The sequence below is a fragment of the Rhizobium sp. FY34 genome (assembly GCF_005222845.1).
Lineage (GTDB): Bacteria > Pseudomonadota > Alphaproteobacteria > Rhizobiales > Rhizobiaceae > Neorhizobium.
Genome location: NZ_STFZ01000002.1, coordinates 19,784 through 41,178, shown reverse-complemented (window position 1 = coordinate 41,178; position 21,395 = coordinate 19,784). Strand labels below are relative to the sequence as shown.

Sequence of the window (21,395 nt, the reverse complement as noted above, 5' to 3'; positions counted from 1 at the left end):
GGATCAGTCTTCGTTGGCTGCCATCTGCGACAGGACTTCGCCGCGTCCGCGAGCGCGCAGGATGAGCGGCACGATCAGCGCCAGAGCGGCAATCGTCAGCAGCACCGCGGCAATCGGCGAGGTAAACAGCACCGAGAAATCACCCTGGCTGATGGCCAGCGCCCGGCGCAGCTGCTGTTCGGCCATGGGCCCAAGGATGAGGCCGACGACGACCGGCGCAATCGGATAACCAAAAACGCGCATGATATAGCCCAGAACACCGAAGGCGAGCAGCATGCCAAGTTCGAAGACCGACGGATTTGCGCCGATGGTGCCCAGTGTCGCAAACAGCAGGATGCCGGCATAGAGCCAGGGCTTGGGAATGGTGAGGAGACGCACCCACAGGCCGATCAGCGGCAGGTTCAGCACCAGCAGCATGAAGTTTGCGATCAGCAGCGATGCAATCAGGCCCCAGACAAGCTGCGGATTGGTGGCAAACAGCAAAGGACCGGGTTGCAGGCCGAACTGCTGGAAACCGGCAAGCATGATGGCAGCGGTTGCCGTTGTCGGCAGACCAAGCGTGAGCAGCGGCACCAGTGTGCCAGCGGCGGAGGCGTTGTTGGCCGCTTCAGGCCCAGCCACGCCTTCGATGGCGCCATGGCCGAACTCTTCCGGATGCTTGGTCAGGCGCTTTTCCGTAGCATAGGAGAGGAATGTGCCGATTTCGGCACCGCCGGCCGGCATTGCGCCAATCGGAAAGCCGATCAAGGTGCCGCGCAACCAGGGCTTCCACGAACGGGCCCAGTCGGTGGCGCTCATCCAGACGGAACCCTTCACGGCTTCCACCTTGTCGGGTCCCTTATTGCCTTGGGCGGCGATGAATAGTGTCTCGCCGATGGCGAACATGGCAACCGCAAGCGTCGTCACTTCGATACCGTCGAGAAGATCCGGTACGCCGAAGGCAAGCCTTGTCTGGCCGGTCAGCTGGTCGATACCGATTGTCGAAAGCGCAAGGCCGATGAAAAGGGCTGTCAGGCCGCGCAGCGTCGAATCACCGAAGGCCGAAGAGACAGTCACGAAGGCGAGCACCATCAGCGCGAAATATTCGCGCGGGCCAAACACCAGCGCCAGCTTGACGATGAAGGGGGCAATGAAGGCAAGGCCGATGGTTGCAATGAGGCCAGCCACGAAGGAGCCGATGGCCGCCGTCGCCAATGCCGGTCCACCGCGTCCGGCGCGGGCCATCTTATTGCCCTCGAGCGCGGTGACGATGGAGGCGCTTTCGCCGGGCGTGTTGAGCAGGATGGACGTGGTCGATCCGCCATACATGCCGCCGTAATAAATGCCGGCAAACATGATCAGCGAACCGGCGGGGTCCAGCTGATAGGTGACGGGCAGGAGAAGCGCCACGGTCAGCGCCGGGCCGATACCCGGCAGCACGCCGACAGCGGTTCCGAGCGTCACGCCGATCAGGGCATAGAAAAGGTTCATCGGCTGGGCCGCGACCAGAAGCCCCTGCATCAGGAATTCAAAGGTGCTCATGGCTTAACTTTCACTGGAAAAGGCGCTCGATCGGTCCGGCGGGCAAGGAGAGTTGCAGCAGTCCGGCAAAAACCAGCCAGACAGCGAGACAGAGCACGATGCCGATGGGCAGCGAGATCCAGATCTTGCGCTTGCCGAAGCCGGCAGCGGTGGCGGCAAACAGCACGCCCGTGGCAATGGAAAATCCGGCAGTTTCCAGCAACAGCATCTGCGCGGCAAGACCGCCGATGATCCAGGCAACAGGCGCAATTTCCTGGTGCTCGCGTTCGGGAAAATCGCGGCGGAAGGCGGCAAATACGGTCCAGATGGCCAGTCCGACCAGCACGATGGCGATGAATGTCGGCACGGTCGAGGGGCCGACGGGCGAATAGCCCATCATTTCGCGCAGGCGCGAAGCATCCATATAGATGATGACGGCGAGGGCGACGAGAACGGCGGCGATGACAAGCGCCGCCCAATCGGGGCGGCGCTCCTCTGCCTGTTTCACAGGTCCTTGGTTCATTTGACCAGTCCGATGTCCTTGAGGATGGCTTCGGTTGCGGAAATATCCTTGGCGAGCTGTGCCTCGAAGGCGGGACCCGACAGGTATGTATCCTGCCAGCCCTTGGTCTTCAGCGTTTCCTGCCAGGTCTTGGAAGTTGCAAGCTTCTGGATATCCGCGGTCACCGCTGCCTTCTGGGCGTCGGTCAGGCCGGGAGCGGCCGCAATCATGCGCCAGTTCTGCACGGAGACATCAAGACCGGCTTCCTTCAGCGTCGGGGCATCCGTGCCGGGAATGCGGGCATCGCCCGAAGTGGCGAGAAGCCGCAGGGTTCCGGCCTTGATCTGTGCTTCGAATTCGCCAAAGCCGGAAATGCCGACGGTGACCTGCGAGCCAAGAATGGCGGCAAGTGCTTCGCCACCGCCCGAAAACGCGATGTAGTTGATCTTTGTCGGATCGACGCCGGCTGCCTTGGCAATCAGGCCAGCCGTGATGTGGTCAACGCCACCGGCCGAACCGCCGCCCCAGGAAACGGCGCCTGGATTCTTCTTCAGTTCAGCCACCAGATCAGCAACCGATTTCAGCGGCGAGGAGGCCGGCACGACCAGCGCTTCGTTTTCGCCGGTCAGACGCGCGATGGGCGTCACGTCCTTAAGGGAAACCGGCGACTTGTTGGTGAGAATGGCGCCGACCATGACATAGCCGCCGACGATCAGGGCATTGGCCTTGCCCTTCTGCTGGCTGGCGAACTGGGCAAGGCCAATCGTGCCGCCGGCGCCGGGTACGTTGATAACCTGAACGCTCTTGGAAACGCCTTCCTGCTGCAGGGCAGTCTGCAGTGAGCGGGCGGTCTGGTCCCAGCCGCCGCCAGGCGCTGCCGGTGCCATGATGGTGTAATCGGTCGCATGGGCGGGAAGAGCCATGGCGCAAGCGATCAGCGATGCAAAAATGAAATGTTTCAAGGTCTATCCTCCAGTGGCGTCCATCGACGCTGTGTCTTGTTCTTCAGAGCAGGAGAGGGGATTGAAACGATGTCATGCGCGGCACTCTGGCTGCGTCAATCTCCCCCCATGCGTGCCGGAAGCGCCTCCACGTTCCCGAACGCCACCAAAGCACCACATTATGCTGACATTTACCTGACGTTCATCAATTGGTTTTTGGGACGCCGCGATGGCCCGTCACTGAAGGCGCAATTCATCATTCCAGCGGGCAATCAGCCGGGCGCGCTTTACCTGGTCGAGATAGACCATCAGGCCGGGGCTGACAGGCACCGGCTTCAACTGCCCGCCCAGCATTTCGCGCATGGTCGTTGCGGTGTTGCCTTCGGCGACATCCGGACTGACCGCCGGGATTTCCAGTTCCTGCGTCAGGATGGTCTGCCCTTCCTTCGACATGAAGAATTCCAGAAAGCGTCGCCCGAGATCCGGAGAACGGGCCGCCTGCGGCACAAGCCCAATCCGCGACATCACCACGGTATAATCCTTCGGCAGCATGATCCCGACATCGGGGTGATGGGAGGCCCAGTCGGCCGCATAGGAGCCGAGGATATTATAGCCGAGCACGAATCGGCCATCCGCCACCCGTTCCAGAATGGCTTCGCTGGTGGAATAGAGTTTGACGCCCGCCGAACCCATGGCTTTGACCACCGACCAGATATCGTCAAACTGTTCCTGGTCGCGTGACAGAAACAAAAAGCCGACGCCGGAGCGCTCGATGTCATAGGTGCCGATTCGACCGAAAACGGCATCGCCCTCTTGGCGCAGATATTCGATGAATTCGGCTCGCGTCGAGGGTGGCGGCGTTTTCTGGAAACTCGGCTTATGGTAGACAAAAACGGCTGGCTCGAAGGTCAGCGCATAGGCCGTATCGCGCCAATTGGCCCAGGCCGGCCAGCGGGCACTCATCGGCAGGCCGCTTGGCTGTGCATAGCCGTCATTGGCAAGTTTCACCTGAAGGTCCATGGCCGAAGAGAAGGCAAAATCCGCAGTCTTCCGTCCGTCATCGGTTTCCTCGACGATTCTGTCGTGGATCTCCCCGGTCAGCATGTCCTCGTAGCGCACGGCAATATCCGGATTTGCCTTCTGGAAGGCACGGATCATCGGGCGCGCCAGCGGTTCGTCCAGCGAGGAATAGACGACCAGTTCCGGGGCATTCGGACGGCCGGACAGTGCCGGGTAGGGGGTCACGTCGCCAAAGGCCGGCAAGGTCAGTGCAAGCAGAGCGCCGATGGCGAGCGATAGATTTTTCATCGACCCATGATGCCCGAGGGCATTCAAGGTGACAAGCAGGGGCCAGGCGGGAGAAGCCGGGACTATCGGTCAAATGCGGGTGACAGCAAGCCCTTTCGCCTCTATCCTGCTAGGAGAAGAGGGGAGAAGACTTTCCATTGCGTATCTTGCTGGTCGAGGACAACGACACGCTCGCCGAGGGCCTGTCCACCATTTTGCGCGGCAGCGGCTATGCCGTGGATGTGGTATCCGATGGCATGTCGGCCGAGGCGGTCGCGGCAGCACAGAACTTCGATCTGATCATCCTCGATCTCAACCTGCCGGAAATGGATGGGCTTGACGTTTTGCGCTCCATTCGCGCCCGCCAGAACCAGGCCGCCGTGATAATCCTGACGGCACGCGGCACGCCCGAGGAACGGGTGAGGGGTCTTGATCTCGGCGCCGATGACTATCTGACAAAACCCTTCGACATTTCCGAGCTTGAGGCGCGCATCCGTGTTCTTCTGCGCCGTCAGGCGGGTCTGCGCTCGTCACGCGTCGATTTCGGCGGCCTGACCTTCGATCTCACATCGCGCACCTTTTCCGCCGCTGGCCGGCCTGTGGATATTCCGTCGCGCGAACTGGCGCTACTGGAACTCCTGTTCATGCGAGCGGGCAAAGTCGTTTCCAAGGATGCCATCATTGGCTCACTGACCGGATTTGACGATGATCTGTCGGCCAATGCCATCGAGCAATATGTCAGCCGCTTGCGCCGGCGCCTGCAATCGCACGGGCTGACGGTCAAGACAGCACGCGGCATCGGCTATTATCTCGATGCGGCGGCGCAAGAGGCATGAGGACCGTCACCGGTTCGCTGCGCGGGCGCCTGCTTGCCTGGCTGCTTGCGGCAACCGCCGTTTTCGGCGCCTTGGCGCTGGCCGATACCTGGCGCGAGGCGCAGCAGACGGCCAATGATGTGTCCGACCGTGTACTGGCCGGTTCGGCGCTGGCAATTGCCGAGCGGGTGGTGGTGGCCGAGGACGGATCGCTTGAGGTCGATATTCCCTATGTGGCGCTCGAAATGCTGACCTCAGCGGCGCAGGATCGGGTCTTCTACCGCGTCGATGGGCCGCCCGGCACCTTCATCACCGGCTACAAGTCTTTGCCGGCCCTGCCGCGCCGGGAGGGGCAATCGACCGCCTTTGACGATGCCGATTTTCGCGGCGAACCGATCCGGGTCGCAACGCTTGCACGCTCGGCCTCGACGGGCATTTCCTCTGTGCCGTTTACCGTGACGGTGGCTGAAACCACCATTGCCCGGCGGCAACTGGCGCAGTCCATCCTCATCCATTCCGCAGCGCGCCTGACGCTGATGATGGCGGGAGCGACTGTCATCGTCTGGATTGCGGTTTCGTTATCCCTGCGACCGCTGAACCGGCTCGGCAGTGCAATCGAGAGGCGCAGCCCCGACGATCTCGAGCCGATCCGCGAAAAGGTACCGAACGAGGTGGAAGGCCTTGTCGAGACGGTCAACTCTTTCATGGTGCGGCTGCAATCGGCGCTGGAGGCGCTGCGGCATTTCACCGGCAATGCTAGCCATCAGTTGCGCACGCCACTTGCCGTGGTGCGTACACAGCTGGCGCTTGCCGCGCGCGCCGGCGATCCGGCCGAGGCGCATGCGGCTATCGAGCGGGCCGACGCCGCAATCGCGCATGCCGAGCGGGTTTTGGCGCAATTGCTGATGATGTCGCGCATCGATGCGGCAAGCCGCGCCGCGCAGGCGCAGATGACGCAGGTCGATCTGGCGGACCTCGCGCAAAATCTGACGGCTGATCACGTTCCGCCGGCAGCGGACGCCGATGTCGATCTTGGCTATGAGGGCGAGGGGCCAGCCCTGGTCCTGGGCGAGCCGCTGCTTTTGGCCGAAATGATGAAGAACCTGATTTCCAACGCGCTTCTCTATGCTGGGCGCGGGGCAGAAGTCACCGTCCGCCTCAAGATGCGCGACAACAGGACTGTTCTGGAAGTCGAGGATGACGGGCCGGGCATTGCGCCGGACAAGCGCCAATCGGTTCTGCGCCGCTTCGATCGCGGCAGCCGTACCGATGAAAGCGGCAGCGGCCTGGGCCTTCCCATCATTGCCGAAATTGCCGCTCTGCATGGTGCGGCCCTGACACTCGAGACCGGCCGCAGCGGGCAAGGCCTCAAAGTGTCGGTGGCATTTCCAGCCTCAGCCAATGGCTGAGGCCACCGCCAGACAAGATCAGTGAACTGTATCGCGTGCGACATCTTCCTGCATGAGGCGGAATGCGTCATCCAGGGCAGCGACCAGGATATCGGTCAACTGGTCGGGATTGTTTTCCTCGAGAAACAGCGCGATTGCGGATTCTTGAAGTTCCATCTGGTTTTCCATGTCATTCATGTCACAGCCCCCTGTCATCGCCATGTCTCATACCGGCTTCGGATCCTCTTCTACGCTCGCTTCCTTGCGCCTGGCTGGTCGCCCGCTCTGGCAGGATAGCGGGACAGGCAGGCAAAAAGATGAGCACATCGAACGATCCTGAATGGGCAGGGTTCCGTCGCCTGTCCCAGATAGACGCAGATCCGCTGCCGTCAAGATCTCCATCGTCCAGGATCGGAACAGGATGTGTCAGGACTGTGAGATGGCGGGCGGTTGGCGCGTGTGTCGCCTGGGCAGATCTGGCAGTCGGCGCGGAAATCCGCTAGCAAGGGACGAGAACAATCATTGCATGGATGGGGCATGAACAACGTCATCAAGTTTCAAAAGCCGAAACCGGTACAGCCGCCGCGCCAGACACCGCCGTGGCAAAAGAAGGCGCTGACTCTGGTCGTGGTGATCGCAGCCTTCGTGGCGGCCTGGGCCTATTTCTACCTGACCCAGCAACCAATTGCCGGCATGCCATGACGCCGCCGAACGCCGGCGATGCCGAGGCTTTGGTGGTAGGTCCCGTGGCGCGCCAGCTCGAAGCCTATAACGCCCGCGATATCGATGCCTTTATGCGCTGCTGGCACGAGGATTGTCTGTATTACGCATTTCCGAATGAGATCCTGGCAGCTGGCGCCGACGACATCCGGGCGCGCCATATCGAGCGTTTCCGCGAGCCCGATCTGCATGGCAGGCTTCTCAGCCGCATCGTGCTTGGCAATCTCGTCATCGATCATGAGACCGTCACGCGCAACTATCCGCAAGGCCGCGGCGAGGTGGATGTCGTCTGTCTTTACGAAGTGGAGAATGGGCTGATTTGCAAAGCCTGGTTCAAGCTCGGCCAGCCGCGAATGGCCGAAGATGAGAAGGCGTGAGGCGAGACTGTTGCATCTCTAACTGGCCCAACTGTCGCATTACTAAATAGAATGTACCCCGCTACAATCCAAAACGGGATAACAAGGATTATGGAACTAAAGGACATATAAGCTCGGCAGAGGGCTTGGATCTCTGGCATGTGCTTGTGCTGGCAGACCCGGTCTTTCGATGGTCGTATGAGCTTTACAAGTGCGCTGGACGCTTGCGAGCATCAATGTCAGCGCAGTTCAACCGTAAACACCATGCCGTCATAGGCCGGTTCCACATGTGCCGGAGTTTCGTCGAGTACCGTCTGGTAGTCGAGCGGAATATGCATATGCGTGAGGATGGCGCGTCCGGCGCCCAGCCTTTCGACCCAGCCCAGCGCCTGTTCAAGCGACAGATGGTTGGGGTGGTAACTGTATTGCAGCGCGTCGATAACCAGCACGTCAAGGCCCTGCAGCCGCGCTATGCTCTCTTGCGGAAAATCGCTCACATCACTGCAATAAGCCACATTGCCGATGCGAAAACCCAGTGACTCAATCTCGCCATGCTGCTGGCGATGGACATGGATTTCGATCGTGCCGCCAGGTCCGTCGATCCGGATCGGCTGGTCGATATCCTCGATCAGATGCGGCTTAACGATCGGTGGATAGTTGCCGCCCGGTGGCGTTTCCAGGCAGTAGCCGAAACCCTGTCGGATTCGTTCCATGGTGAACGGATCGGCCCAAATCGGAATGCGCTGGTGCTGCGAATGAAAATAGCCACGCACATCATCAATGCCATGCAAATGATCGGCATGCGCATGTGTGTAGAGAACGGCGTCGATACGCTTCACAGAGGCGGAAATCATCTGCTCGCGAAAATCCGGTCCGGTATCTACGACGACAGTGGTGGTCGCCCCGTCCGCCGCCATCTGCTCGATGAGAAAGGAGGAGCGGCGGCGGCGATTGCGCGGATTTTGTGGATCACACGCACCCCAATCGCCGTCGAGCCGGGGGACACCTGGCGACGAAGAACAGCCAAGGATTGTGAAGCGCTGTCTTCTACCTTTCACGGGGTTAGATCCTCGTCATCTTGGAAAAACAGCGGAAGGCATTGTCGGTTGTGATCTGCGCCATCTCGTCCGTGGAAACGCCCTTCACCTGCGCCAGAACCTCTGCCGTGTTGACCACATAGGACGGCTCGTTGCGCTTGCCGCGCCAGCGCTTGGGCGCCAGATAGGGCGCATCGGTTTCCACCAGCAGCCGATCCATCGGCACGGTTCTGGCAATCTCGCGCAAGTCCTCGGATTTCGGAAAGGTCACGATGCCCGAGAAAGAGATATAGCCGCCGAGTGCCACGCCCGCATCGGCAAGCGCCTGGCCGGCGGAAAAGCAGTGCAGGATGAAGGGGAAGGCGCCCTTCCCCGTCTCTTCGGTCAGGATCGCCACCATGTCGTCGTCGGCGCTGCGGCTATGAATGACGAGCGGCAATTGCGTGCGGCGCGCGGCCTCGATATGGCGTCGAAAGCCTGTCTGCTGGTTGGCAGGCGTCTGCGTATCGTAGAAATAGTCGAGACCCGCCTCGCCGATCGCCACCACCTTGTCATGCGCCTCGGCCAGACGCACCAACTCGTCGGCGCTGATATCCAGTTCCTCGCCGGCATTGTTGGGATGCGTACCGACCGAGCAGAATACCGATGGGTAGCGCTCCGTCAGCGCCAGAAGCGTTGGCAGGTTCTTCACCCGTGTCGAAATGGTGACCATCTGGGCAACGCCCGCCGCATGGGCGCGCGCCACAAGCTCGTCGCGCTCAGCGTCGAAATCGGCAAAATCCAGATGGCAATGGGTATCGATCAGCATGTCGTCCTCGGGCCTTTCTGCATCAGGCCTTGTCGGCGTCCGGCGCCACATAACGTGGGTAAACCGGCGAAGGCGCCGGCAGTTCCGTGCCGGGCACCAGGCGACCCGCCTCGCCGAGTTTGGCAAACACGCGATCTTCTGCTGCAACGGCCACCAGATCGAGAATCTTCGACGAAGATGCCGGCATGATAGGCTGGAAGAGGATGGCGATCTGGCGCACGACATCGGCCGTCACGTAAAGCACCGTTTCCATGCGCGGCACATCCGTCTTGCGCAGCACCCAGGGTTCCTGGGCTGCGAAATAACGGTCTGCCTCGTTGACGATGTTGATGACAGCCGCCACCGCCTTGTGAACCTGCTGGCGGCCCATTTCCTCGCGGCAGATGGCTATGGCCTCGTCAGCCACTTTCAGAATTGCTTCGTCAGCCTCCGTCAGCGGGCCGGGCGCGGGTACCCTGCCCTCGCAGTTCTTGTTGATCATCGACAGCGAGCGCGAGGCGAGATTGCCGATGCCATTGGCGAGGTCGGCATTGATGCGGGTGGCGATGCCTTCCTCGGAATAGCTGCCGTCCTGGCCGAAGGACACTTCGCGCATGAAAAAGTAACGCACCTGGTCGAGCCCGAAGTGGTTTACCAGATTAACCGGATCGACCACGTTTCCGAGCGATTTTGACATCTTCTCGCCCTTGTTGAGCAGGAAGCCATGGGCATAGACGCGCTTGGGCAGCGGCAGGCCTGCCGACATCAGGAAAGCCGGCCAATAGACGGCGTGGAAGCGGATGATATCCTTGCCGATGATATGCGCATCCGCCGGCCAGTATTTGGCGCGCGCGCCGTTCTCGTCTTCGACATAGCCGGTCGCGGTGATGTAATTGGTCAGCGCGTCGACCCAGACATACATGACATGCTTGTCGTCGCCGGGCACTTTCACACCCCAGTCGAATGTCGTGCGCGAGATCGACAGATCCTTGAGGCCGGACTTGACGAAGGAGATCACCTCGTTGCGCCGCTCATTCGGGCCGATGAAATCCGGCTGGTCTTCATAGAGCTTCAACAGGCGGTCTTCATAGGCCGAAAGCTTGAAGAAATAGCTCTCCTCTTCCACCCATTCGACGGGCGTGCCCTGGGGACCGTAGCGCAGGCCATCGGCGCGCAGCTCGGTTTCCTCTTCCTGGTAATAGGCCTCATCGCGCACGGAATACCAGCCGGCGTAACCACCCTTATAGATGTCGCCGTTCTTTTCCATCCGCCGCCAGACTTCCTGCACGGTTCTGTGGTGGCGCTCTTCGGTGGTGCGAATGAAATCATCATTCGATGCATTCAAAAGCCTGCCCATCTCACGGAATTCATTGGAATTGCGCTCGGCAAGATCTTCGGGGGTTATACCTTCGGCGCGCGCCGTCTGCTGCATCTTCTGGCCATGCTCGTCCGTGCCCGTCAGGAAGAACACATCGCGGCCATCCAGGCGCTGGAAGCGTGCCATGGCATCGGTGGCGATCAGCTCATAGGCATGGCCGATATGCGGCTTGCCGTTCGGATAGGAAATGGCGGTCGTGATGTAGTAAGGGGTCTTTGTCGACATTGCGGCCAGCGTTTACCGTTCGTGAAATTTCTCTGGCCGCGTCTTAACCCACATTTCGCGGATGCGAAACAGCAAGTTTCCCGCAAGGCATGCTCCAATCCCGCACCGCCTGCCCTTCTGCCTCAGCGTGCCACATCTTCCAGCAGCGAGAGGATGGTTTGCTTGCGGTCGAGATTATAGGCCTGCGAAACACCGATGCGCTCGGTGATCTGCGACGCCAGCCGCGAGACGCGGTCGGCGCCGGCCAGATCGCCGGAAAATGCTGCGTCCCGCGCCCGCGCCAAAAGACTGTCCGACAGGTGTTCGAGGAAAAACCCGAAGACAACGTCATTGTCCTTGGCAGACAGAACATCAGCCAGCCTGTGCATTGCCTTGCGCGCTGCCGGTCCGCTGGAGGACAGAATATCGGCAAAGGCCGTGATGATTTCGAGCCCACCATAATTCTTAAGCTTCAAGGCCTGCGCCACGCTGCCATTGGCGGCTGAAAGCACCTCTTGCCCGCTGCGCCCGCCATCAAGCGGCAGCCGAAGCGCCGACAGCGCAGAAGACAGATCCTCATCGTTCAGCGGCGAAAGCTTCAGCGGCAGGCAGCGCGAGCGAATGGTTGGCAAGAGTTTCCCTGGTGCGTGGCTGAGCACCAGAAACAACGAGCGCTTCGGCGGCTCCTCAAGGATCTTCAAAATAGCATTGGCGGCGTTGCGGTTCAGATCATCGGCCGGATCGATGATGACGATGCGCCAATTGCCCGTGCCGGATGTCTGCGAAAAGAAATGTCCGGCGCGGCGTACTTCGTCCACGGTAATTGCCGTCTTCACCTTGCCGGATTTTTCATCGACCGGTCGCGTCAGGTGCAGAAGGTTATGAGAGGCGCCGGACGCGATCTGCCGGCTGACCGATGAGTTTGCGTCCGGGGCTTCCAGATGGGCCGGTGCTGTCGCGGGGTCTGGATGCGAAAGCACGTGATTGGCAAACCGGAAGGCAAGCGTTGCCTTGCCTATGCCTTCCGGCCCCTCGACGAGGATGGCATGGTGGCTGCGACCGGAGCGATAAAAGCCCGCGAGAAAGTCTTCGGCGTGCTGGTGGCCAAAAAGATGCGGGTTTGTCTGCGGCGGCACGGCGCCTTCCAGAATGCCGAAAGTCGGATCGCTCATCGCGCCTTTTCCAATGCATCTGCAGGTTCTGCTACAAGCGGCAGCATCGGCTCCACCTGGGACAGGATATCGGCGGCAACGATGGCTTCTATGCGGTCGGCATCGATGACACGGCAGCGCACTTCGTCGCCGGCGGCGATATCGAGAAAGGCCTGGCGGCGCATTTCATGCACGTCCACGGTCTCCTTCTCGAAGCGATCCGGCGCAGCCGTGCTGCCGCTTTCAGCGCTGCGGCGCTGTGCCCGTGCCAATCCCTTTTCGGCGGGCAGATCAAGGATCAGCGTCAGGTCCGGTTTCAAACCATCAATGGCGATCCGTTCCAGCGCTTCTATGAAGGCTGATTCCAGATTGCCGGTAATGCCCTGATAGACACGCGAGGAATCGATGAAGCGATCACAGAGCACGATCATGCCGCGTAAAAGCGCCGGGCGAATGACCTCTTCCACATGGTCGTTGCGGGCGGCGGCAAACAAAAGCGCTTCCATGCGCACGCCATAGGCTTCCGCGGCGCCGGACAAAAGCACATGCCGAACGGCTTCCGCCCCAGCCGAGCCGCCGGGTTCGCGGGTGATCAGTACCTGATGGCCGCGTTTGCGCAAGATGTCTGCCAGGCGCCGGATCTGCGTGGATTTGCCAGCACCCTCCCCGCCTTCGAAACTCACAAACAGGCCAGGCCGTGCTGCCTCGGATGTCGGTTCCACAGATTTCGTCATCCCCGAATTCGTCACCAATATATTGCCGTTCTTCCGCGTGCGTTCGTCGTTCTTCTATCGCATCGCAGCGCAATGGCAAACCGGGGGGCAGGCCGCTGGATCAGAGCCAGAAGAGAAACAGTTCGATCAGCGCATCGGTCGCCCTGGAAACGAGTGTGCCGCCATCCACATCGACTGCCGCCTGCAGAGGCACCTCCTTGATCTGCTGGTCGCCCTCGAAAATCCGCAGCACGCCCACCGGCTGGCCTTTGGCAAGCGGCGCCTTCAGCGGCCACTGATAGACAATGCGGCCGGACAGCCGCTCGGCATTGCGCGAGGGGACATAGACATCGATGGGCTCCGGCGTCACGAGATCGACACTGGCGCTCGCGCCACCATAGACGGAGGCCTGGCCGACGACCTCGTTTGGCGCAAACAGCACGCGGGTGGTAAAGGCCGAAAGTCCCCATTCCAGCACACGCCGTGATTCCTCCAGCCGCTCCTTGTCGCTGGAAAGCCCACCCATGGCGAGAAACAGCCGCGTTCCCTGGCGCTCGACAGAGGCCACCGCCGCAAAGCCATAGCCTTCGGCAAAACCGGCTCCGAGGCCATCGACGCCGATATTGAGTGCCAGAAGCGGGTTCTTGTTGCGCTGAAAGATCTTGTTCCAGGTGAAATCCGGCTGCGCATAGAGTGCATATTGGTCTGGATAGGTTTTGTGGATATGGCGGGCCAGTTCCACAAGGTCGCGCACCGTGGTGCGACTTTCCTGCTCGGGCAGGCCTGTCGCATTGCCAAATGTGCTGCGCTGCAGCCCCAGATCGCGCGCGCGCGCCGTCATGCGGGCGGCAAATTCGGCCTCGGTCCCGGCCATGCCTTCGGCAATCACGATACAGGCATCATTGGCATTGTGGATGATGACGCCGCGGATCAGGTCGCCAAGCGGCACGTCCGATTTCAGGGCGGCAAACATGGTCGTGGTGCCGGAGGGAGCACCGCCGGTGCGCCAGGCGTTTTCCGATACGCGGAAATTCGTGGCCGCCGAGACTTCGCCTTTGCGCAGAGCCTCGAAGACCAGATCCATGGTCATCAGCTTGGCCAGCGAGGCCGGCGGAAAGGCCTGGTTCTCGTTCTGCGCCAAAAGCACAGTGCCGGTCTTTGCCTCGATGAGATAGATCTGCTTGGCCTTCAGGTCGGCAAGCCGCGTCTCGTCAGCCAATGCCCCGCTGCTGACTGCCATCGGCACAAGCAGCACGGCGGCGGCGAACAGAAATGAGCGGAGGCTTTGGCGCATCAAGACACTCCTCTTCCACAGGAGACCTTGCCTAACAAGCTAGGTGCTGCACTGCAACCACGCGCGCTCAGCGCTTGGCAGTTTTCTGGGGTGCCGCGTCGGAAACCTGCTGGATGACGCCATCTTCGCGCAGCACCACATTGCCGAATACGACGCGTGGCGCGGCAGCACTCGGGGCCGGCTGTGCGGCATAGGCGGTCTGCGTGGCGGGACTGGCTGCCCGTGCCTGGACAGGTTCCGAACGCGGACGCGCCTGGGTGGGCGCTGCCATGCGCGCTTCGACGGGCACGGCAACCGGCGCCGGGCGCACGGGCTTTGCCGCTTGCACGGAAACGGCCGCAGCCTTCGGCAGCGGCGCTGACGCCACCTGGTAAGGTGCCGGTGAAGGCTTTGCCGGTGCAAGCGGTGCGGCGGCAACGGTTGCTGCACGATTGGCAGGACGCGGTGCAGCCGGCGGCGCTGCATTCGGAACGCCAGCGCCATATCCGGCAGCAGCGGTGGTGAAGCCCGTAGTGGCTGCCGCTGGTTTCTGGGCGCGGTTGGTCTGGCCAGTTACGGCCTTGGCTGTTGGCAACCCTGAACCATAGCTTTGCAACTGGTCGCCAAGCGACTGGTTGGAGGCCACCATCACGCCGCTTGCAATCTGGCCTTCCGGCTGGATGCCCGGCATGCGCTCGCCCTTGCGCACATAGGATGCCATCAGGAAGGGCATGTCATGGCCGTCCATGCGGGCGCGGCCGACATATTGCACATTCACCTTGGCAGTGCCTGTGCGCTTGAAATCGAGGAGTTCTGCCGCCTTGCTCGACACGTCGATAATGCGGCCAGGATGGAACGGCCCGCGATCATTGACGCGCACGATAACGGAGGAACCGGTGTCCATGTTGGTAACGCGCGCATAGCTTGGCAGCGGAAAGGTCGGATGGGCAGCCGATATGGTGCCGAGATCGTAGACTTCGCCATTGGCGGTCATGCGGCCATGAAAGGCGGAGCCATACCAGGATGCCAAGCCGGATTTGTTGTAGTTGGGATCTTCCTTCGGCACATAGGTCTTGCCCTTCACCTCGTAGGGAGAGCCGACCATGAAGCGCCCGCCGCCCTGCGGCACGGGCTTGCCATCGGCCACGACGCGCGGACTTGCCTTTACGCCATATTCGCTCTCGGCAAAATATTCCTTGCTCTTCGGCTTGTCCTTTTTGGCCGCCACCGTGTTGGAGGTGGACGTGCAGGAGGCCATGCCCGCACAAACGAGCGCAACGCCCAGCAACTTCGCACCCAGAAGAAGCTTACCTGTCTCTGAAGTCAAACTCTTACATCCCACGCCGCTGACTGATCCGCCGCAACCCTGCCGGATTACGGTAAGCGCATCCCTAACCGGTATGGTTAATTGGACGCCGCCCTCTCGCAGGCCAGTTTTGCCTCCAACATGGCTAAAATGCGATCTAAAATCGGGGATAAGCTGCTTTACTGTTTGACATGGTTAATGAATTGATAATTTGACGCGAATCATCGGGTGGGTCTGTCTCACCGTTTACGCACCAGATCCAGGATCAAGCGGCGCTGAGTGACGACCAGAAACACGCCGTAGACGCTGGCGCCGAGCGCAGCACCCGCCAGAAGCTGTAGCACCGGATGGGCAGAGGCGAGATAGCCTTGGTCGAGCGCCAGACGCACGAGTACAGCCATCAATCCGGCCGCTGCCAGCGGAACCACCGTATCGTATAGCCCCTGCCCGATCGCCAACCCGGCGACCCGCATGACCACTAGCAGATAGGCCAGCAGCACACCGAGATTGGCGATGCAGAGCGCAAGGCACAGACCGATGAGGCCATCGATCCAGGCGCCGAGCGTCATGGCCGCAACCACCATGATGGCGCGCCCGAGACCGAACCACCAGAGAACCGAGGCATGGCCGGTCGCCTTCAGATAGGGAATGAAGCTGCCACAGGGCGACATGATGCCTTTCGAGACGGCCAGAAGGCCGAGCACTGGCGCTGCAAACAACCATTTTTCACCAAACACCACCAGCATGGCCGGTTCCGCCACAGCCCATAGGCCAAACAGCATGGGCGCCAGCAGCAGCGTCGTGATGCGCGTGGTGCGCGACAGTACATCCGCCTGGCGGGCGCTGTCGTGGTTCATCCGGCTGAAGGAGGGGAAAAGCACGCTCATCAGGCCCGTCAGCACAATCTGGTTCGGCAGGTCGGACAGACGATTGGTCAGGTTGAACGTCCCCGCTTCCGGCAGGCCAAGCATGCGGGTGATGATGACGATGGGTGACTGAAAGGAGAGAAAGCCAACGAAATCGGCGCCCACCAGCCGCAGGCCATAATGCATGTGGCGCGACAGTTCGGCCCGCGAAAACTGGAGACGCGGACGGTAGCCGGCAGCAAGGAACAGGCCGATGAAGCGCAGGACGGCGCTGACATAAAGCTGGACAATCAGCGCCCAGATGCCATAGCCGCCGAGAACCACGGCGATGGCCACCAGCGCGCCGATGGCTTCGGCCACCACTGTGACGAAGGCCTCTCGGTCAAACGCCATGCGCCGGGCAAGCTGCGAGCTTGCCACATCCGGCCCGAGATAAAGCACGAAGAGCGGCGTAAACACCTCAAGCAACCAGCTGGCCTCCGGCGCGCCCAGAGCAGCTGCCAGCGGATCGGCAAACAGATAGACCAGCAAGCCCGCAAGAAACGAGACGCCAAGATTGGTCCAGAATACCGTATCGTCGCTGAGCCTGTCTTCACGCGCTTCGCGGATCAGGCCGGCGGTCAGGCCGGCGCCGGCAAACATCAACAGGAAGGTGATGACGATCATGCCGCTCGCCACCATGCCGAGCTCTGCTGGCTCGAGATAACGGGCAAGGATTGGTACCGAGATGAATTTCAGCGTGAAAATGGCGATCTTGGAGGAAATGCTCCAGGCAACGCTCACCATCGTCTTGGCCTTATCCGTCATCGATGAACCTCCAGATCAGGCAGAAATTTCTTCAAAGCGCGCACCGCAGCAGAAGCTCGCCCGTGGCAGAGCGGCTCCAGAGCGCCAACCTCAAAGCAAACAGGCCGACATGGCCGATCTAGGGCGACATTGCTGCACTGCAAGATGAATTGCTGCGCAAGCCTTTGCAGCCAGTACTCAACACGGAGCAGAGTTCAGCAGTTGACGAAACATGGCGTCAGGATATAAAGCCCGCAACCATACCAGTTGCCCTACGGCACTGGTCGGATGGAAGAGTGTCCGAGTGGTTTAAGGAACCGGTCTTGAAAACCGGCGTGCGTGAAAGCGTACCGTGGGTTCGAATCCCACCTCTTCCGCCAGTGCCTCATGTCGAGCTTCGATCTCTTGAAGGCGGCGAGCAGAACTCGCAGATCACACTTGTATTGGCAACAGATGCGTGTTCCGGGCACTCAGCCTTGTGAGAGAACCAAACGATAGACGCGCTGGAAACAATGGATCGTTGCATCTCGTCACATGCTTCCGATTTCCGGTGCCAGCCGTTGCACCGCATAGCAGGTTCTGCCTTTTGTTTACGGGCATAGTTTCGCGGCACAGAGATTTCGTGCAAGCGCCGCGGATGCCCTGCGTGCCCCCCTGACATCTGCATGATAGAGGGAATCCAACATTTCATCTTCAGGCAAGACGTAGTCAGCCTGCTTCCCCAAAACCGGAACACCCAATCCTTCGAAGACTGCGGCATAGGCTTTTAAGTAGGTCTCATAGGTTGGTGTCAGATAATCCAGGCGATCGGTCGTAGGTGGCCATGTGTAGACGACGTTTACCCCGTGCTGCCGTGCCCAAATCACAAACGCCACAAGGCTGTCCGTAGGACCCATGTCGGACAAGGCATACATGCCGAACGGTGCTGCCGTCCGTATGACATTCAGCATATAGGGCAGCTTATTCTCGACAGTGTTCGAGCTTTCATCCCCGAAAGCGGTCACTGTGTTGGAACGGTAGAGCGGAGAGTTCCAGGGAATTGCACGAGACGCGAGATCCCGCACCAATTGCATCGGGGAATAACCAAATAACAGATACGGCAATTGTGATAACGGGGCTTGACGCAGGTAGTCCAGATCGGACGTTGCAACATGGCTTACCAGGATCGTTGATGGCGGCGTCGGCCTGATCATCGGATGCTCCAGAGCAAGCACTGCCGTGTCCCCCTTGTTCAATGATCGCATCGCCCGATTGAGGATGTAGCTTGCTCCCAGGCCTGCATGGGTGCCGAGGTTTACAACACGCAAGCCGGTCAGCTTCGAAACCACTTCGGCGGAATAGGAGTAATGTGTCGCAGATCCTCCGATCAGAACGTATTTGGCGCCCTGAACCTCGCGTGCAACATTTTCCTTGCGCGCATAAATTTCGTTGATCCACTGCACTTCCCTTGGCGTGGGAGCGATCTGCAGCAGGCACAACCAGCCAAGCAGCAACATGACAGTGAGGCCCAAAGAAGCCAGGACAGATCTGAGGGGCATGCATCAAAACCGAAAATAGAGAAATTCTGACGGGATGGCGCTGAATAGTCCGAACAAAGAAAGCCAGAACAGCGCGCCTATTCCGATTGAGCCACCAATCGATCGCCGCGTCGCGAGGTTGAGAGGATCCCGCGTAAGGCGAAAGATCTCTGTCGTATTGGGGCAAAACCAAACAAGCAGATAGGCGGCGGATCCAAATGCGAGAAAAACGCTGAGATCCGGAAATGAGAGGCCTTTGTCGCCAAAGATCCAGTGGGCGGGATCTATCCCGAGTGCAAATGCAACGCCCCAGGGCAGTGAAATCGCCTGCGGATAAAACATGCCGCCTAGGACATTCGTCGCTCCGGCAAAGCTCTCCGCGCGAAACAGCACCCAACCGACGACAACCAGAAGGAAGGTCAGGACCCCGTAGAAAGGTAGGGCAATCGAATTCAGCACCAAAAGACGCGGCGAGATCGTCGCCCGCCACAAGTGATTGACGACCAACATGGCGCCATGAAGCCCGCCCCACAGAACGAATGTCCAGGATGCTCCATGCCAGAGCCCGCCGAGCAACATGACGATCATCAGGTTGACATAGCGTCGAAATGCTCCGGCTCTTCCGCCCCCCAATGGAATGTAAAGGTAATCCCTCAGGAAATTTGACAACGTAATATGCCAGCGCCGCCAGAATTCTATAATTGACGTCGATTTGTAGGGAGAGAAAAAGTTGATGGGTAGGACGATCCCGAACATCAGCGCCAATCCTATTGCCATGTCCGAATAACCTGAGAAATCAAAATAGAGCTGCGCCGTATAACCAAGTGATGCAGCCCAGGCTTCAAAAAGCTCAAGAGGTTGGCTTTCTGCCTTGGTGAACAACGGATTGACGACTTGAGAAAGCGGATCGGCAATGGCAAGTTTTTTGGCCATTCCCATCACAAACACCGGCATGCCGCAGGCAAGCGTTGCCCAGCTGATTCTGAAGCGTTCCTCAAATTGCTGGATGATATCGCGATAGTGCAGCAGCGGTCCGGCAATAAGATGCGGAAAAAACACAACGGAAATCAAATAGTTCGAGAATAGAATTCTGCGCATTTTCCCGTGGTAGGTATCAACCAGGAAAGCGATCTGCTGGAAGGTGTAAAAGGAAATGGCCAGCGGCGGCACAATATGTGCCATTCCGGATGTCTCGCCAAACATCTCCAGGACATTGTCGATGAAGAAATTTCGATATTTGAAATAACATAGCGCCAGAAGATTGAGGGCCACGCCGAGGCCAAGCGCCACCTTCCGGGACCTGATATCCTTTTCATCCGCTATCTGCCGGGCAATCGTATAGTTGACGCCGACGGAAACGAGAATGATGGCCAGGCCAGACAGCTTCCACCAGCCATAGAAGAACAGCGATGCGACTGTAAGAACTGCGATAGCGGCAGATTTCCCCCAAAATCTCAGTGAAAATGCTGTGATCACCAACACGACTGGAAGAAAAACGAACAGGAACTCTGGGGTTACAAACAACATCTTCATCTACCCTTGCAGAAGAAGGCGTCTATCTCAAACCTCAGATATTTACAATCGACTATGCCAGTATGTGGCGCCTACCCCGCGTCCACGCCCGATAGTCCTCTTCGTCTACGCGGTCTGGCAGGTTCGTGTGCCTCTCGACCGTACACCGCTGGTATGGTCTTCGACGAAGGCCTTGATCCTCATAAAAATTCCTCGCCGCAGAACGATTCAATCAGGTCGAAACACGCTCTAAAACCAGAGAATCAATCAGCTTCGCGCAAGCCGTCACCGATAAATGAGTTCTTGTCGGAAATGGTGACCATGAAGGCCACCCTTGGATCATGAGGATCGATAGGCATGTTGAACGACCTGAATGTTGTTCTTGATTGGCAGCAGCGCGGCATCAGCGCGCGCGTGCTGGGGCTCAAACCTGCGCAGAACCCGCTTCTGGAAGCCCGCCCATCGGGCGAAGGCCAGCGGCTGAAGGAATGGCAGGAAAAATGCGAGGCCTGGCTGTTTGGCTGGAATATCGAGGATGCCTGTCGCAGCTGAGCCACTATCGCCGCGCAAGCTTTTGCAAACCACCGGATAACGGGTGCCAGAAGGTCGGGTTGCGATCTATTCCGCAGCCTTTTGCATTTCCGTTTCAAGCTCGTAGGAATAGCCATCCAGCATGGCATAGGCCTGTTCGATCACCTTGATCTCGGCTTCAGCCTTGGCAATCGCATCGGCAATGGTATCGCAGCGCGCCGTCAGCATGCGGCCCAGCACATCGCTTTCCGGCCGTTTGCCGATCCGATCGATATGATTGCGGATGCGGCCGCGATGCCGCTCCAGTTCGAGAATATGAAAGCGCGCATTGACCACCTTGTCGGTCAGCTTGCGGCGCATGGCAGAGACCGGATCAAAACTGCCCGGCTGGCGCTCGTCCAGAATGATCTCGTTGACCAGGGCATCAAGGATCAGCAGGCCTTCCAGATCCTTGGCATCGGTCAGTTGCGGGTCAAATCCCGTATCATCATAGATCTTGCGGCGCACGGGATCGAGCAGCAGCTCATAGGATGCCGTCAGCTTTGAAAAGGCATCCACATCGCCGCCGGTATCGGGATGCGAGGTTTTAGCCTGCAAGCGATAGGCGGATTTGATGGCCGCGCCGTCCGCATCGCGGGTCACGCCGAGCGTCTTGTAGGGGTCGATCACGGTTTCACCTGGTTTCGCGCTGTCCCCCGGCTTTGTCCTGTCCAAGGTCACCCTCTCGTAGTCTCAGTCATCGCAAGCCTCAACCCCTCAGCTCCTCTTGTGGCGAAACCTTGGCCTTTGCCGTCTTTCCCCAGATCTTTCAACAAGTATGACGGT

General features: G+C 59.7%; 21 protein-coding genes and 1 tRNA gene. 6 read left to right on the top strand and 16 right to left on the bottom strand.

Annotation, left to right across the window (positions count from 1 at the left end):
* Positions 1 to 3: 3 nt before the first annotated feature.
* From E8M77_RS01235 to E8M77_RS01220, 4 genes are all read right to left on the bottom strand, one after another.
* A complete protein-coding gene (locus E8M77_RS01235; protein WP_137128796.1) occupies positions 4 to 1,521 on the bottom strand; it encodes a tripartite tricarboxylate transporter permease in 1,518 nt (505 codons plus the stop codon).
* Between the two features lie 10 nt (positions 1,522 to 1,531).
* On the bottom strand, positions 1,532 to 2,023 hold the full coding sequence (locus E8M77_RS01230; protein ID WP_137128795.1) for a tripartite tricarboxylate transporter TctB family protein: 492 nt from the start codon (positions 2,021 to 2,023) through the stop codon (positions 1,532 to 1,534).
* Positions 2,020 to 2,964 carry a tripartite tricarboxylate transporter substrate binding protein gene (locus tag E8M77_RS01225; protein WP_137128794.1) on the bottom strand — a complete coding sequence of 315 codons (945 nt, stop codon included), beginning with the start codon at positions 2,962 to 2,964 and terminating at the stop codon, positions 2,020 to 2,022. Before E8M77_RS01225 ends, E8M77_RS01230 begins: the two co-directional genes overlap by 4 nt.
* A gap of 216 nt (positions 2,965 to 3,180) precedes the next feature.
* A complete protein-coding gene (locus E8M77_RS01220; RefSeq protein WP_137128793.1) occupies positions 3,181 to 4,251 on the bottom strand; it encodes an ABC transporter substrate-binding protein in 1,071 nt (356 codons plus the stop codon).
* A 137-nt stretch (positions 4,252 to 4,388) separates the two neighbouring features.
* Between E8M77_RS01220 and E8M77_RS01215 the strand changes: the two genes are divergently transcribed.
* Positions 4,389 to 5,066, top strand: coding sequence for a response regulator transcription factor (locus E8M77_RS01215; protein WP_137128792.1), 678 nt, complete (start codon positions 4,389 to 4,391; stop codon positions 5,064 to 5,066).
* Positions 5,063 to 6,454 carry a sensor histidine kinase gene (locus tag E8M77_RS01210; protein ID WP_137128791.1) on the top strand — a complete coding sequence of 464 codons (1,392 nt, stop codon included), beginning with the start codon at positions 5,063 to 5,065 and terminating at the stop codon, positions 6,452 to 6,454. Before E8M77_RS01215 ends, E8M77_RS01210 begins: the two co-directional genes overlap by 4 nt.
* Before the next feature lie 18 nt (positions 6,455 to 6,472).
* On the opposite strand, the gene E8M77_RS23795 is transcribed toward E8M77_RS01210, so the two are convergent.
* Positions 6,473 to 6,631, bottom strand: coding sequence for a hypothetical protein (locus tag E8M77_RS23795; RefSeq protein WP_170975705.1), 159 nt, complete (start codon positions 6,629 to 6,631; stop codon positions 6,473 to 6,475).
* Positions 6,632 to 6,970: 339 nt separating this feature from the next.
* Here E8M77_RS23795 and E8M77_RS23790 point away from each other — a divergent pair, with 339 nt between their 5' ends.
* Both E8M77_RS23790 and E8M77_RS01205 read left to right on the top strand, forming a co-directional pair.
* Positions 6,971 to 7,135: a hypothetical protein gene (locus E8M77_RS23790; RefSeq protein ID WP_170975704.1), complete on the top strand. Its 165-nt coding sequence runs from the start codon at positions 6,971 to 6,973 to the stop codon at positions 7,133 to 7,135.
* Positions 7,132 to 7,530: a nuclear transport factor 2 family protein gene (locus E8M77_RS01205; protein WP_137128790.1), complete on the top strand. Its 399-nt coding sequence runs from the start codon at positions 7,132 to 7,134 to the stop codon at positions 7,528 to 7,530. Before E8M77_RS23790 ends, E8M77_RS01205 begins: the two co-directional genes overlap by 4 nt.
* A gap of 218 nt (positions 7,531 to 7,748) precedes the next feature.
* Here the strand turns inward: E8M77_RS01205 and E8M77_RS01200 are convergent, their stop codons facing one another.
* The 8 genes from E8M77_RS01200 to E8M77_RS01165 form a co-directional block, all read right to left on the bottom strand.
* On the bottom strand, positions 7,749 to 8,567 hold the full coding sequence (locus E8M77_RS01200) for an MBL fold metallo-hydrolase (RefSeq protein WP_137128789.1): 819 nt from the start codon (positions 8,565 to 8,567) through the stop codon (positions 7,749 to 7,751).
* A 4-nt stretch (positions 8,568 to 8,571) separates the two neighbouring features.
* Complete coding sequence (locus E8M77_RS01195; protein WP_137128788.1) at positions 8,572 to 9,354, bottom strand: TatD family hydrolase; 783 nt, start codon at positions 9,352 to 9,354, stop codon at positions 8,572 to 8,574.
* 22 nt (positions 9,355 to 9,376) lie between these two features.
* On the bottom strand, positions 9,377 to 10,936 hold the full coding sequence (metG, locus tag E8M77_RS01190) for a methionine--tRNA ligase (RefSeq protein WP_137128787.1): 1,560 nt from the start codon (positions 10,934 to 10,936) through the stop codon (positions 9,377 to 9,379).
* A 122-nt stretch (positions 10,937 to 11,058) separates the two neighbouring features.
* Positions 11,059 to 12,087 carry a DNA polymerase III subunit delta' gene (locus E8M77_RS01185; RefSeq protein WP_137128786.1) on the bottom strand — a complete coding sequence of 343 codons (1,029 nt, stop codon included), beginning with the start codon at positions 12,085 to 12,087 and terminating at the stop codon, positions 11,059 to 11,061.
* Positions 12,084 to 12,800 carry a dTMP kinase gene (gene tmk, locus E8M77_RS01180; RefSeq protein ID WP_137128785.1) on the bottom strand — a complete coding sequence of 239 codons (717 nt, stop codon included), beginning with the start codon at positions 12,798 to 12,800 and terminating at the stop codon, positions 12,084 to 12,086. Before tmk ends, E8M77_RS01185 begins: the two co-directional genes overlap by 4 nt.
* A gap of 100 nt (positions 12,801 to 12,900) precedes the next feature.
* Complete coding sequence (locus E8M77_RS01175; protein WP_170975703.1) at positions 12,901 to 14,073, bottom strand: D-alanyl-D-alanine carboxypeptidase family protein; 1,173 nt, start codon at positions 14,071 to 14,073, stop codon at positions 12,901 to 12,903.
* A gap of 67 nt (positions 14,074 to 14,140) precedes the next feature.
* Entirely contained in the window at positions 14,141 to 15,310 is a 1,170-nt protein-coding gene (locus tag E8M77_RS01170) for a septal ring lytic transglycosylase RlpA family protein (RefSeq protein ID WP_137128912.1), read from the bottom strand.
* Between the two features lie 287 nt (positions 15,311 to 15,597).
* Positions 15,598 to 17,031, bottom strand: a complete 1,434-nt coding sequence (locus E8M77_RS01165) for a lipopolysaccharide biosynthesis protein (protein ID WP_137128784.1) — start codon at positions 17,029 to 17,031, stop codon at positions 15,598 to 15,600.
* A 269-nt stretch (positions 17,032 to 17,300) separates the two neighbouring features.
* On the opposite strand from E8M77_RS01165, the gene E8M77_RS01160 reads away from it, so the two are divergent.
* Positions 17,301 to 17,390: transfer RNA gene (locus E8M77_RS01160), tRNA-Ser, on the top strand.
* A gap of 210 nt (positions 17,391 to 17,600) precedes the next feature.
* Here E8M77_RS01160 and E8M77_RS01155 read toward each other — a convergent pair.
* Complete coding sequence (locus E8M77_RS01155) at positions 17,601 to 18,506, bottom strand: hypothetical protein (RefSeq protein WP_137128783.1); 906 nt, start codon at positions 18,504 to 18,506, stop codon at positions 17,601 to 17,603.
* A gap of 45 nt (positions 18,507 to 18,551) precedes the next feature.
* Positions 18,552 to 20,060 (bottom strand): MBOAT family O-acyltransferase, encoded by a 1,509-nt coding sequence (locus E8M77_RS01150; RefSeq protein WP_205910444.1) that lies wholly within the window; start codon positions 20,058 to 20,060, stop codon positions 18,552 to 18,554.
* A gap of 336 nt (positions 20,061 to 20,396) precedes the next feature.
* On the opposite strand from E8M77_RS01150, the gene E8M77_RS01145 reads away from it, so the two are divergent.
* Complete coding sequence (locus tag E8M77_RS01145; protein WP_137128782.1) at positions 20,397 to 20,591, top strand: CrpP-related protein; 195 nt, start codon at positions 20,397 to 20,399, stop codon at positions 20,589 to 20,591.
* Positions 20,592 to 20,657: 66 nt separating this feature from the next.
* Here E8M77_RS01145 and E8M77_RS01140 read toward each other — a convergent pair whose 3' ends face one another.
* Complete coding sequence (locus tag E8M77_RS01140; RefSeq protein WP_137128781.1) at positions 20,658 to 21,239, bottom strand: J domain-containing protein; 582 nt, start codon at positions 21,237 to 21,239, stop codon at positions 20,658 to 20,660.
* Positions 21,240 to 21,395 lie beyond the last annotated feature (156 nt).